This is a genomic window from Brevibacillus sp. AG162, from assembly GCF_006715575.1.
In the GTDB taxonomy this organism is placed as follows: Bacteria; Bacillota; Bacilli; order Brevibacillales; family Brevibacillaceae; genus Brevibacillus; species Brevibacillus brevis.
The window spans coordinates 228,059-240,602 of sequence record NZ_VFNO01000008.1 but is presented as its reverse complement, the minus strand read 5'-3'; the positions used below and the strand labels follow the sequence as shown (position 1 = coordinate 240,602).

The 12,544-nt window shown below is 49.5% G+C and carries 11 protein-coding genes and 1 tRNA gene; 11 read left to right on the top strand and 1 reads right to left on the bottom strand.

The genetic code is table 11. The features are described 5' to 3' along the window. Positions 1–200: 200 nt before the first annotated feature. Positions 201–1,172: an ABC transporter substrate-binding protein gene (locus FB479_RS22690; protein ID WP_142066804.1), complete on the top strand. Its 972-nt coding sequence runs from the start codon at positions 201–203 to the stop codon at positions 1,170–1,172. Between the two features lie 58 nt (positions 1,173–1,230). Here FB479_RS22690 and FB479_RS22685 read toward each other — a convergent pair. After that, positions 1,231–1,305: transfer RNA gene (locus FB479_RS22685), tRNA-Arg, on the bottom strand. 146 nt (positions 1,306–1,451) lie between these two features. On the opposite strand from FB479_RS22685, the gene FB479_RS22680 reads away from it, so the two are divergent. The 10 genes from FB479_RS22680 to gpmI all read left to right on the top strand — a co-directional run bounded on the left by FB479_RS22680 (position 1,452) and on the right by gpmI (position 12,512). Further along, positions 1,452–2,462 carry a FecCD family ABC transporter permease gene (locus FB479_RS22680; protein WP_142066803.1) on the top strand — a complete coding sequence of 337 codons (1,011 nt, stop codon included), beginning with the start codon at positions 1,452–1,454 and terminating at the stop codon, positions 2,460–2,462. Beyond that, positions 2,455–3,495, top strand: a complete 1,041-nt coding sequence (locus tag FB479_RS22675; RefSeq protein ID WP_142066802.1) for a FecCD family ABC transporter permease — start codon at positions 2,455–2,457, stop codon at positions 3,493–3,495. Before FB479_RS22680 ends, FB479_RS22675 begins: the two co-directional genes overlap by 8 nt. Before the next feature lie 149 nt (positions 3,496–3,644). Continuing rightward, the gene (rpoN, locus tag FB479_RS22670; protein WP_106656312.1) at positions 3,645–5,018 is read left to right on the top strand and encodes an RNA polymerase factor sigma-54; all 1,374 of its coding nucleotides are present in this window, start codon (positions 3,645–3,647) and stop codon (positions 5,016–5,018) included. Next, on the top strand, positions 5,018–5,296 hold the full coding sequence (locus FB479_RS22665; protein WP_185746400.1) for a glutaredoxin family protein: 279 nt from the start codon (positions 5,018–5,020) through the stop codon (positions 5,294–5,296). The genes rpoN and FB479_RS22665 overlap by 1 nt, the downstream gene beginning before the upstream one ends. Positions 5,297–5,461: 165 nt before the next feature. Then, the gene (locus FB479_RS22660; protein ID WP_106656311.1) at positions 5,462–6,487 is read left to right on the top strand and encodes a sugar-binding transcriptional regulator; all 1,026 of its coding nucleotides are present in this window, start codon (positions 5,462–5,464) and stop codon (positions 6,485–6,487) included. Between the two features lie 18 nt (positions 6,488–6,505). Then, complete coding sequence (locus tag FB479_RS22655; protein ID WP_142066800.1) at positions 6,506–7,870, top strand: Na+/H+ antiporter NhaC family protein; 1,365 nt, start codon at positions 6,506–6,508, stop codon at positions 7,868–7,870. Positions 7,871–7,889: 19 nt separating this feature from the next. After that, entirely contained in the window at positions 7,890–8,894 is a 1,005-nt protein-coding gene (gap, locus tag FB479_RS22650) for a type I glyceraldehyde-3-phosphate dehydrogenase (RefSeq protein ID WP_106656309.1), read from the top strand. Positions 8,895–8,993: 99 nt separating this feature from the next. Further along, positions 8,994–10,178 carry a phosphoglycerate kinase gene (locus FB479_RS22645; RefSeq protein ID WP_142066799.1) on the top strand — a complete coding sequence of 395 codons (1,185 nt, stop codon included), beginning with the start codon at positions 8,994–8,996 and terminating at the stop codon, positions 10,176–10,178. Between the two features lie 21 nt (positions 10,179–10,199). Then, positions 10,200–10,958, top strand: a complete 759-nt coding sequence (tpiA, locus tag FB479_RS22640) for a triose-phosphate isomerase (protein ID WP_142066798.1) — start codon at positions 10,200–10,202, stop codon at positions 10,956–10,958. A 12-nt stretch (positions 10,959–10,970) separates the two neighbouring features. Then, positions 10,971–12,512 carry a 2,3-bisphosphoglycerate-independent phosphoglycerate mutase gene (gene gpmI / locus FB479_RS22635; RefSeq protein WP_142066797.1) on the top strand — a complete coding sequence of 514 codons (1,542 nt, stop codon included), beginning with the start codon at positions 10,971–10,973 and terminating at the stop codon, positions 12,510–12,512. Positions 12,513–12,544 lie beyond the last annotated feature (32 nt).

Below are 12,544 nucleotides of genomic sequence, written 5' to 3'. Positions count from 1 at the left end.
CTTGCTTTTGTCTATTTTCGAGTGGTTTTTCCTGAATTCAATTGAAAATGGGAGATATCTATATTAGTGTACAATTGTAACATTTGATCTCCCTTTGCGCAGTGGGAGAACGTGGTGGAAGAGGAAGCACAGATAGATAGGCCTATTTTTTTACTTCCAAATTGATAATGATACTCATTACCGTAAAAGGGGACACAACTATGTTTAAAACAGGAAAGCTCTCACTGCTAGTGACGATGATCATGTCGCTGCTTTTGGCTGCTTGCGGTACGGAAACGGCTGCTCCAGCCCCACAGGCACAAACAGAGCAGCCGCAGTCAGAACAGGTCCGCAAGATTACACATGCCATGGGTGAAACAGAAATCAAGGGCACCCCACAGCGCATCGTTGTTTTGACCAACCAGGGGACAGAAAGTTTGCTTGCATTGGGAATCAAGCCGGTAGGAGCAGTTAAATCATGGATCGGAGAACCGTGGTTCGACCATATTAAAGATCAGATGAGTGGGGTTGAAGTCGTAGGGGACGAGACACAGCCTAACATGGAGCTGATTGCCAGCTTAAAGCCCGACCTGATCCTCGGAACAAAAGTGCGACAAGAGAAGATTTACACGCAGTTATCAGCGATTGCGCCAACCGTTTTTACTGAAAACCTTGGTGACAGCATGATTGAAAACTTCGAATTATATGCGCATGCGGTAAATAAGGAAACAGAAGGAGCGAAAGTCCTGGCTGATTTCGATAAATTGATCGCAGAGACTAAAACCAAGCTAGGTGACAAAGCGAAGATGGAAATCTCGTTGGCACGATTCCAGCCTGGGAAAGTACGTGTCTACTATAAACAAAACTTTGCAGGGGTTATTTTCGACAAGCTAGGCTTTGCACGTCCAGCGGAGCAGAACAAGGCGGAGTTTTCCAAAGATATCGCAAAAGAGCAGATCAATGTACTGGACGGAGATGTTTTCTTTTACTTCACCTCTGACCGTAATGGGGATACCGGAGCTTCGAAGACCGCACAAGAATGGCTAAGTGATCCACTCGCGAAGAACATGAAGGTGGTACAGACAGGCCGTGCGTATCAAGTAAACGAAGCTGTTTGGAATACGGCCGGGGGAATCCTGGCAGCGAATTTGATGGTGAAGGATATCGAGAGGATCTTTGCGGATATCAACTAATAGAAGAGATAGGAAAATAAAAAAGGCTGGAAGCATCCAGCCTTTTGGTTAGCAATTATGGTACGCCTGAAGGGAATCGAACCCCCGCACATGGTTCCGGAGACCATTGCTCTATCCACTGAGCTACAGGCGTATAGTGTTTTTTAATGACACTATTTCATTATATGACAGCGATCAGGCAAAATGCAAACGAAAAAAAGTGGTTTTAGTGGATTTTTTCATGAATATGAACTCGGTCCATATCTAAATGGGCAGCAGCATGAGAGAAGGGGATCGAACGTGCAATCTTTTTTATGCAGCCGTGTTCAAAAATGGTCTGTACTGATTATGGGGATCGTGATTCTTGCGTTGGCCATGACGGCGAGCGTACTGTATGGATTGCAAAACTTCCCTCTATCAACAGCCATTGAGGCGTATACTCAGTTCGATGGGAGCACAGAACATCTTATTATTAAGGATACGAGAGTACCTCGGGCAATTACGGCTGCATTTGTCGGAGGAAGCTTGGCTGTAGCGGGAGTTCTTCTGCAAGCCCTCACCCGCAATCCGTTAGCTTCCCCCTCTGTTTTGGGAATCAATTCGGGAGCGGCCCTGTTCATTGTGATTGCGTTGTTTTTGGCAGGGAACGTTTTTTCCTTTACACAGTTGATGTGGATTGGATTTTTGGGCGCGGGATTTACGGCTATTCTGGTTTATTTGCTTGGATCAGCGGGACGAGGTGGGAGCTCGCCGTTAAAAGTGACACTTGCGGGCTCGGCTGTGGCCGCTTTTGCCTCTTCGTTGACTTCCTTATTGATGCTAATGAGTAACCAGACGTTAGAGGAAGCGCTCTATTGGCTGGTGGGATCTGTGTCTGGACGCGATTTGCAGCACGCCTTGATGATTATTCCCTATTTGTTCTGTGGGTGGATACTGGCATGTTTTATGGCAGGCTCTCTCAATTTGATGGCACTGGGTGACGATGTTGCCACAGGTCTGGGACAAAAGATTATATGGATAAAGACGGCGATCGTTTTGGTTGTCGTACTTCTCGCAGGTGGGTCTGTAGCCTTGACCGGCCCCATTGGCTTTGTTGGAATCATGATTCCCCATATTGCGAGGTATTTGGTCGGCTTTGATCACCGTTGGATTTTGCCTTACAGCGTCGTGTTAGGTGCCATATTCCTCGTTGTGGCTGACGTGATCTCCCGGTTCTTGCTTGTGCAGGAAGAAGTCCCTGTAGGAGTAGCTACTGCCGTTCTAGGAGTGCCGTTCGTCATTGCCATTGTAAGGAGGAGGGCACATGAATAACTTTAAAGTGATTCGAAGTCAGAAGCCGATGTTCTCTTTTCATGTGGAAAAAAGGTCGATGGGCATCTTGATCCTTTTGGCTATTCTGCTGGTGGCTGCTGTCGTCATTAGTATCGGATTGGGCAGTACACGCATTCCCGTGTTGGAAGTTTTGAAAACATTGGTTGGTTTGGGAAATGGCACTGAGCAACTCATTGTGCTCGAGTTGCGTCTGCCGCGCATTGTGCTCTCGGTACTTGTGGGTGCAGCGTTGGCTGTGTCCGGTGCTATTCTCCAAGCCCTCGTCCGCAACCCGCTGGCTTCGCCAGATTTGATCGGGACGACAAGTGGTGCAACAGCTTCGGCTATGGCTTTCATCGCATTTTCCAACGGAGCGTACAGTATTCACTGGCTGCCAGTTGCTGCGCTAATCGGTGGATTTTTTGCTGCTTTTCTCACTTACATAACTGCTTGGAAACGTGGGGTCTCTCCGTTTCGCTTTGCTTTAATAGGTGTTTCGATCTCAACGGCAATGAGTGCATTGTCTATTTATTTCATCTTATCTGGTCCAATCTATCTCGCTTCCCAAGCGCTTGGCTGGATGTCCGGGACTGTGTACGGGAGTTCGTGGAATCATGTGTTTAGTTTACTTCCGTGGACAGTCGGATTCTTCATTCTGATTATGATGCAGGCAAGGACACTGAATTCACTGGAGCTAGGGGACGAAATAGCAAAAGGATTGGGTGTTTCCGTCGAACGAAAGCGGCTCATTTTGATTGCCATTAGTGTGGCGTTGGCAGCGGCAGCAGTCGGGATTGCAGGAGGAATAGGCTTTGTTGGCTTGATGGCTCCGCATATGGCACGCAAGCTGATCGGTTCAGGCTACAGTCGTTTACTCCCTGCCTCTGCCATACTTGGTGGACTTTTCGTTTTAGTGGCTGATTTGGTGGCACGGACGCTGTTTGTCCCACTGGATGTGCCTGTTGGCGTGTTTACGGCAGCGGTAGGAGCTCCTTTTTTTATCATGATGCTTTATCGCAGCCGCCAAGGATAGAAAAAGACTCCAAAAGTGATCCTGACCACAAGGGTCACTTTTTTGTGCTGCTGTATCATAATTTGGCAGGAAAATTGCATGAGAGAACGAATATAATGAAAATAAAGAGTCATCGAGCAGCATGAGCAAGTGCGAAGGAGGCGAGCTTCATGAACATGGGATTGGGGTTATTTCAAGAACAAACACTGAAATTAGTGATGACGCCGGAATTACGCCAAGCGATTACCATATTGCAGTATTCAGCCATTGATCTCATCTCCTATTTGCAGGATCAGGCAAATGAAAATCCTGTTTTCGACCTTGAAGTGGCTGGAGAAGTCGCTTCTGCAAAAGCAGAGAAACCAGCTCCTGAGATTGACTGGAAAGAAATTGTGGGCAATCGCGCGACAGGTGAGTACGGCTCGTCGAAAAATGAAAGCACTTACAATCCGCTGGATCACGTCCAGCAAGGTGCGGAGACGCTGTACGAACATCTGGAGCGTCAACTCGGCTATGTAAAAGGATTCTCGTCGCTGCAAAAACAGATCGCTCTCTTTTTGATCGGGAATCTGGATGAGAAGGGGTATTTGGAAATTACATTGGAGGAAGCGAGTGCGCGCCTGGGCGCCGAAATGCTGGAGATTGAGGACGTGTTGTCCGTTTTGCAGCATTTTGATCCGGTAGGCGTAGCTTCACGCAGCCTGGAAGAATGTCTTTTGCTGCAGCTCGGGCATTTGGCGCTCGATGATGAAAAGATCGTTCAGGTCGTTCGCAACCACCTGCAAGATTTGGCGGACAATCGCTATCAGCGGATCGCAGACAAAATCGGATGTACACCGCAAGAGGTACAGGCGATGGCAGACCTGATCCGTACGCTGAATCCGCGTCCAGGGGCGGCTTTTTCCACAGTAGAGACAAGATATGTCATTCCAGATGTGACGGTAGAGAAGGTCGGGAATGATTATGTAGTATTGGTCAATGATGTTGCTGCACCGCGGCTGAAAATCAACAGCTTCTATGAAAAAATGCTGAGCCAGCAAAAAAGTCAGGATGAAGCCAAACAGTTCATTCACGATAAGCTGAATGCCGCCATGTGGCTGGCAAAAAGTCTGGAGCAGCGCCGCTTGACGCTTATGCGTGTAACACAGGCCATCCTCGATATGCAACGGGAGTTTTTTGATCGGGGAATTCATTATTTAAAGCCCATGACGCAAAAGGAAATAGCAGAGCGGGTCGGCCTGCACGAATCGACGATCAGCCGGGCAACCAGCAACAAGTACGTCCAGACACCGCGCGGAATTTTTGAGCTGAAGTATTTCTTTACGTCAGCACTCTCTACTTCCAGCGGGGAAGCGACTTCTTCTGAGAGTGTGAAGCGCAGGATCAAAGCACTGATCGAGCAAGAAGATCGGAAGTCTCCGTTATCTGATCAAAAGTTGGGTGAGATGCTCCTTACAGAGGGGATTGAAATCTCCCGCCGCACGGTTGCCAAGTACCGGGAAGAGATGCTGATCCCATCGTCGGCCAAACGAAAGAGGTTTTAATGAGAATGAATGAAAAAACGTTTGAAATTGTTTTGTACGGACGAAAGAAATGTCATTTGTGCGACGAGGTGGAGCTCTACATCCGAGGTCTGGCGGAGGAGTTCCCCCTTCGTATGCGCATGGTTGATATTGAAAGTGATCCGGTCTTGCATGAAGAAATGATGTTTGTCATTCCAGTAGTCGAGATAGATGGAGAGATCGTGTTTCGCTCCATTACACATGTGGTGACGTTCGAGGAGCTGCGAAACGAATTAGATAGACGTGCCGCTCGGTCATGAGTGGCACTTTTTATATAGGCTCGGGGGAACTTGCAAGATTTTGTTAAATATGATACATTCGAGTTGTAGCAAGTGATCTTTTTTTGCACCAAGCGGGACATAAAATGTATATACAGGGACACAAAACGTCCCGATCAACAATTTGTAACCAAGGAAGAAGGCCAAATGCGACGTTTACTGGAACTGCAACAAAAATTGTTGCCTGACTTGATTCAGGTTTTGCGTCAGCGGTACATGTTGCTCCGATCCATCTATCATTTGCAGCCGATTGGCAGAAGAGGTCTCGCTCAAGCCATGGATACCACTGAGCGTATTTTGCGGGCAGAAGTGGAACTGCTAAAAGAGACGGGGCTCCTTTATGTAACGGCTGCCGGAATGAGCCTGAGTGAAGAAGGACAACAAGTCTTGGACGACATGGAGCCTCTCGTCGGAGAGCTGTTCGGTCTTACTGACTTGGCGGAGCGCCTGCAAAAAAAGCTGGGCATTCCGGAAGTCATTGTGGTGCAGGGCAATGCAGACCAATCGCCTTGGGTAAAGGAAGAGCTGGGACGGGTAGGGGCAAGGGTCCTCAAACAGGTCGTTCAAGAAGGAGACATTGTAGCGGTAACAGGTGGTTCATCCATCGCTAGCGTAGCAAGTCATCTGACGCCTTCTGCTTCGTTCAAAAACGTTCAGTTTGTCCCTGCTCGCGGTGGACTGGGAGAACGCGTAGAGCTGCAAGCGAATACGCTCGCTTCCGCCATGGCAGCGAAAACAGGTGCTTCTTATCGGCTTCTTCACGTACCGGATCGCCTCCATCCAGAAGCCTTGCAGACATTGGTCAAAGAGCCGCAAGTGCAAGATGTGCTGTCGCTCTTGGGCGAGACTCGAATCGTTTTGCATGGAATCGGGGATGCCGTCAAGATGGCGAAAAGGCGGAATTATTCGGAGGAAGAGCTCGCAGAATTAGTCGAGACGGGTGCTGTATCAGAAGCATTCGGCTACTACTTTAATGAAGCGGGAGAAACGGTCCACAGAATGCCGACCATTGGTTTGCAGCTAGAGGAAGTGCACAAGGCAGAAACGGTGCTCTCCATTGCGGGGGGCGAAAGCAAGGCAAAAGCGATTCTTTCCTTTGCTAAGCAATCGTGTCAGAATGTACTCATTACGGACGAAGGGGCAGCTTACACGCTGTTGTCCACACGATTGTAACGGAAGGAAGTCGGTCGCATGTCTATCACATCGGTAACACCCATCTTGGCAATGATCGCTGGCATCATTTTGAGCCTATCGCTCGGTTTTCCGATCGCATGGGGGATTGTTTTTGCGATCTTGGTCACACTGGTTAGTGTAAAAAGATTGGGGTATCCGTGGAAGCAGCAGCTCGTTTTTGGCTGGGAAGGTGTCCAAAAGGCAAAGCCCGTCCTTACGATTCTGTTTTTAGTAGGACTCTTGATTCCGCTATTAATGATGGGAGGAACCATACCCGCCATCATTTACTACGGATTATCGATTGTGAATGTCGAGTATTTGTTCGTCCTCTCTTTTCTGTTGACCGCAGGCGTCAGTTATTTATTGGGTACATCAATCGGTACGCTGAGTACGATTGGGCTGTCCCTGATGGGCATTGCACACGCAGCAGGGATATCACCTGCGATCGTAGGAGGTGCGCTCATCTCTGGAGCGATGGTGGGGGAACGTTTCTCACCGATATCCAGCAGTCGTTTACTTGTGCTTTCCAATGTCGGTATGACAGAAGAGCAGGAAAGAAGAATACGGCGTCCTGCTTTGCTTACGGTAGCGATTTGCGCTTTGCTTTTCCTGATCCTTGATCTGTTTCGACCGCAGGCGAACTCGACGGATACCATTCAAATGTACCAAGAGCTGCTAGTCAGTCATTTTTCTGTACATTGGAGCTTGATGCTGCCGCTCGTCGTATTAATTGCTTCTTTTGCACTGAGAGTCAAGGCGGTCAAGGCATTGTTTTACGGTATCGGAGCCAGTGCGATTCTAGTCGGGATCAATGGGAATTTGGATGTGAAGACGTTTTTTACATCGATGCTAGTTGGATTTGAGCTTCATTCAGGAACGCCGCTGGATCAACTGGTCCATGGGGGCGGGATGTTCGCCATCTTCAGTGTTCTGGCGTTAATCATTCTCGCAGGCTTTTTAAACGGCATTTTGAACAGAGCCAATTTATTAACCCCCATCGTAGACAAAATGATGGGCCATACAAAAAATAAGACGGTACTGGTAGCGAAGGCAGCGGCATTGTCGTTGTTAGTGGTCATCATCAGCTGTAATCAAACCATTCCGATTCTGGTTCTCGGCTCTACTCTTCTCGGGCGGTTCTCCCAATGGGAGGGAGGGCGCGAGCTGTTGGGCAAGACGATGCTGGACTCCACAGTTGTCATGCCTGTACTGATTCCGTGGAACGGACTATCGATGATGATGGCGCTCACGCTAGGTGTTTCGACGATCCAGACATTGCCCTTTGTGTTTTTTCCAATCTTATTACCGATTGTAACGATATTATCGACCCGCTGGTTTTGGCCGGAGGGCAGGTTTCTCGCGATGAAGAATAAAGCTAGCTAATGAGCAGGAGGTATACATTATGGTAAAAGTAGGTATTAACGGATTTGGTCGTATCGGTCGTAACGTATTTCGTGCAGCACTGAACAATCCGAATGTAGAAATCGTAGCGGTCAATGACCTGACAGATGCGCACACACTGGCGCACCTTTTGAAATATGACTCCGTACATGGCGTACTTAACGTGAACGTTGAAGCTTCCGAGAACACGCTCATCGTTGACGGCAAAGAAATCAAGGTGTTGGCAGAGCGCGACCCCGCTCAACTCAAGTGGGCAGATTACGGTGTTGAAATCGTAGTGGAATCGACTGGACGCTTCACGAAGCGCGAAGATGCAGCGAAGCATTTGGAAGGTGGCGCGAAAAAAGTCATCATCTCTGCTCCAGCAACAAATGAAGACATTACAGTCGTAATCGGTGTAAACGAAGACAAGTACGATCCAGCACAACACACCGTGATCTCCAACGCATCCTGCACAACGAACTGCTTGGCGCCATACGCGAAGGTTCTCAATGAAAAATTCGGCATCGTACGCGGATTGATGACAACCGTTCACTCTTACACCAATGACCAGCAAATTCTCGACCTGCCGCACAAAGATTTGCGCCGTGCCCGTGCTGCTGCGGAGAACATCATTCCAACCTCTACAGGAGCGGCAAAAGCAGTGGCACTCGTATTGCCTGAGCTGAAAGGCAAGCTGAATGGTTTCGCTATGCGCGTACCAACTCCAAACGTTTCGGTAGTGGACCTGGTAGTTGAGCTGAAGACAGATGCAACTGTTGAAGAAATCAACAACGCGCTGAAGGAAGCGGCAGAAGGCCCGCTCAAAGGCATTCTGGGCTACTCCGAAGAGCCGCTCGTATCGTCTGATTACAACGGAAACCCTGCATCCTCCACAATTGATGCTTTGTCTACTATGGTACTGGAAGGAAACATGGTGAAAGTCGTTTCCTGGTACGATAACGAGTGGGGTTACTCCAATCGTGTCGTAGACTTGTGTCATTATGTTGCACAGCGCGGCTTCTAACACGTAAAATAGAACTGTTGTGGAAAAAAAGGGAGAGCAATCTCCCTTTTCCCATATCTTTTTTCCGAATAAAAAGCCAATGATTTGGGAGGATCGTTCATGAACAAGAAATCTATCCGCGATGTTGAGCTGGCAGGCAAGCGCGTATTCTGCCGTGTCGACTTTAACGTGCCGATGCAGGACGGGGTAATCACCGACGATACACGCATTCGTGCTGCTGTACCAACCATCCGTTTCATGGTGGAGGCAGGAGCCAAAGTAATCCTGGCGAGCCATTTTGGGCGTCCTAAAGGCCAAGTAGTGGAAGAGATGCGTCTTACTCCTGTCGCAGCCCATCTGTCCTCACTCTTGGGCAAGGACGTACGTAAGCTGGAGGATTGCCATGGTGCTGACGTAGAGGCGGCAGTGGAACGGATGGAGTCTGGCGACGTCATCCTGTTGGAAAACGTGCGCTTCCATGCGGGAGAAGAAAAGAACGATCCAGAACTGGCAAAAAGCTTTGCGGCCTTGGCTGATCTGTTTGTCAATGATGCATTCGGGACAGCTCACCGGGCACATGCTTCTACAGCGGGAATCGCTGAGTACATACCAGCAGTTGCGGGCTTGCTGATGGAAAAGGAAATTCGCTTCATGGGCGGAGCCTTGTCCAATCCGGAGCGTCCGTTTACAGCGATTGTCGGCGGTGCAAAAGTAAAAGATAAAATTGCTGTCATTGAAAATTTGTTGACCAAAGTTGATCACCTGATTATCGGCGGCGGTATGGCGAATACATTCCTCAAAGCACAAGGTTATGGTACTGGTGCTTCTCTGTGTGAAGACGACAAGCTCGACCTTGCACGTACGTTGATGGATCAGGCAAAAGAGCGCGGCGTTCAATTGCTGATGCCAGTTGATGTTGTGGTAGCTGACCGTTTTGCGGCAGATGCAGAAAAGCAGGTCGTGGGAATCGATGCGATTCCAGAGGGCTGGATGGCACTCGATATCGGTCCAAAAACAGTGGAACAGTACCACAGCGTTATCGTAGATTCGAAAACGGTTGTTTGGAACGGTCCAATGGGCGTATTTGAAATGGATGCTTTTGCAAGCGGCACGATTGGCGTAGCCAAGGCAATGGCAGCATGCAGCGGTACGACGATCATCGGTGGCGGTGATTCCGTAGCAGCAGTGGAAAAAGCAGGTGTAGCCGAGCAAATGACACACATTTCTACAGGCGGCGGAGCGTCTCTGGAATTCATGGAAGGCAAGGAACTGCCAGGCGTAGCTGTGTTGGCAGATAACGAATAAGAGCGAAGAGGGGGAGTTTGCATGCGAACACCAATTATCGCGGGGAACTGGAAGATGTTCAAGACGATGGGCGAGGCAAGAGCGTTTGCCCAGGAAGCCAAGGCTGGCAATAATACTTCCGGAGTACAAAAAGTCATTTGCGCACCTTTTACAGCGTTGGCTGCACTTAAGGAAGAGCTGGCGGGCACGGATATTGCCATCGGCGCGCAAAACATGCATTTTGAAGAGCAAGGTGCTTATACAGGCGAAATCAGCGCGTCTATGCTGAAAGAAATCGGTGTGGAGTACGTGATCCTTGGTCACTCAGAGCGCCGTCAATATTTCAATGAAACAGATGAGACGGTGAACAAAAAGGTTGTAGCCGCGTTAGCAGCAGGTCTCGTACCGATTGTGTGCGTAGGCGAGAGTCTGGAGCAACGGGAAGCGGGCGAGACAGCTGACGTAGTCCGTACGCAGACAGAAGGTGCCTTTGCTGGAGTAGATGCTGCACAAGTGGCGGATACCGTTATTGCATACGAGCCGATCTGGGCGATTGGTACAGGCAAATCTTCCACGGCAGAGGATGCGAATGAAACGATTGCTATCATTCGCAACGTAATCGGAGAACGCTTCGGACAAGCGACAGCCGAGAAAGTGCGCATTCAATACGGCGGAAGTGTCAAGCCGGAAAACATCGCAAGCTACATGGCACAGCCGGATATCGACGGAGCATTGGTTGGTGGAGCGAGTCTCGTAGCGGACAGCTATTTGCAGCTTGTGGCGGGAGCTACGTCGCGATAGGAGGAGAAAGCAATGGCACTAAGACCAAAACCGGTTGCCCTTTTGATTTTGGATGGTTTTGCTCTGCGGAACGAAACGCATGGAAACGCAGTAGCACAAGCCAACAAGCCGAATTTCGACCGTTACTGGAACCAATACCCTCATGCGACCCTGGAGGCAAGTGGGCTGGCTGTTGGACTGCCAGAAGGACAGATGGGGAACTCCGAGGTAGGCCATCTTAATATCGGGGCAGGGCGTGTTGTTTATCAGGATCTGACGCGCATTACCAAGTCGATTCGAGAAGGCGCATTTTTTGAAAACGAAACATTGATCGCTGCTTTCCAGCACGCGAAGCAAAACGGCAAGCAGCTCCATCTGTTCGGGCTTTTGTCCGATGGCGGTGTACACAGTCACATTGACCACCTGTTTGCGATGCTCGAGTTGGCGAAAAAGCAGGACTTTGCGGATGTGTTCATTCACGGTTTCCTCGATGGCCGCGATGTATCGCCTGACAGTGCAGTGGGCTATATCGAACAGCTGCAAGCCAAAATTGCAGAAATCGGCGTTGGCCGCATTGCTACCGTACAAGGTCGCTACTATGCGATGGATCGTGACAAACGCTGGGAGCGCGTAGAGAAGGCGTATCGTGCCATGGTGTACGCAGATGCTCCGGCTTATCGTGATCCGGTTCAAGCGGTAAAGGAATCCTACGAAAAGTCCATTATGGATGAGTTCGTCATGCCAACCGTGATTCTCGACGAGGCAGGAAAACCAGTGACGACCGTTCAAAGCGGCGATTCGATTATTTTTTATAATTTCCGCCCAGATCGTGCGATTCAAATGTCGCAGGCATTCACGAATGAAGATTTCCGTGGCTTTGACCGCGGAGATGAGCGCCCACGCGATCTGCATTTTGTGTGCCTGACGCATTTTTCCGAGACGGTTGACGGGTATGTCGCTTACAAGCCTTCCAATCTGGATAACACGTTGGGAGAGGTGCTTTCCCAGCACGGTTTGAAGCAGCTGCGCATTGCCGAGACGGAGAAATACCCGCACGTGACATTCTTCTTCAGCGGCGGGCGTGAAAAGGAGTTTCCAGGTGAGGAGCGTATCTTGATTCCTTCGCCAAAAGTGGCGACGTACGATTTGCAGCCGGAGATGAGTGCACCAGAGCTGACAGACGCTGTTGTCGCTGAGATCGAGGCAGATAATTTTGACGCGATCATCCTGAACTTTGCCAACTGCGACATGGTGGGTCATTCCGGCATGATGGAGCCAACCATCAAAGCAGTCGAGACAGTCGATGCATGCTTGGGCAGAGTAGTCGATGCAATCGTAGCAAAAGGCGGCGTAGCCGTCATCACGGCTGATCACGGCAACGCGGATCTGATGCTGGATGAAGCGGGACGTCCGATTACTTCACACAGTACGTATCCGGTGCCTGTAATCGTGACCAAAGACGGGGCTGCTCTGCGCGAAGACGGTATTCTGGCCGACTTGTCGCCAACGCTTTTGGAGCTTTTGGGGGTAGCGCAACCAGTTGAAATGACAGGTAAATCGTTACTTGCAAAATAGGCTTCACTGGGACACACTGTAAGGGTAGCTTG

Bases quoted from the DNA above. Each gene is read 5' to 3' on its own strand.
- FB479_RS22690 (WP_142066804.1), top strand. From the start codon at position 201: ATGTTTAAAACAGGAAAGCTCTCACTGCTAGTGACGATGATCATGTCG.
- FB479_RS22675 (WP_142066802.1), top strand. From the start codon at position 2,455: ATGAATAACTTTAAAGTGATTCGAAGTCAGAAGCCGATGTTCTCTTTT.
- rpoN (WP_106656312.1), top strand. From the start codon at position 3,645: ATGAACATGGGATTGGGGTTATTTCAAGAACAAACACTGAAATTAGTG.
- FB479_RS22665 (WP_185746400.1), top strand. From the start codon at position 5,018: ATGAGAATGAATGAAAAAACGTTTGAAATTGTTTTGTACGGACGAAAG.
- FB479_RS22660 (WP_106656311.1), top strand. From the start codon at position 5,462: ATGCGACGTTTACTGGAACTGCAACAAAAATTGTTGCCTGACTTGATT.
- FB479_RS22655 (WP_142066800.1), top strand. From the start codon at position 6,506: ATGTCTATCACATCGGTAACACCCATCTTGGCAATGATCGCTGGCATC.
- gap (WP_106656309.1), top strand. From the start codon at position 7,890: ATGGTAAAAGTAGGTATTAACGGATTTGGTCGTATCGGTCGTAACGTA.
- FB479_RS22645 (WP_142066799.1), top strand. From the start codon at position 8,994: ATGAACAAGAAATCTATCCGCGATGTTGAGCTGGCAGGCAAGCGCGTA.
- tpiA (WP_142066798.1), top strand. From the start codon at position 10,200: ATGCGAACACCAATTATCGCGGGGAACTGGAAGATGTTCAAGACGATG.
- gpmI (WP_142066797.1), top strand. From the start codon at position 10,971: ATGGCACTAAGACCAAAACCGGTTGCCCTTTTGATTTTGGATGGTTTT.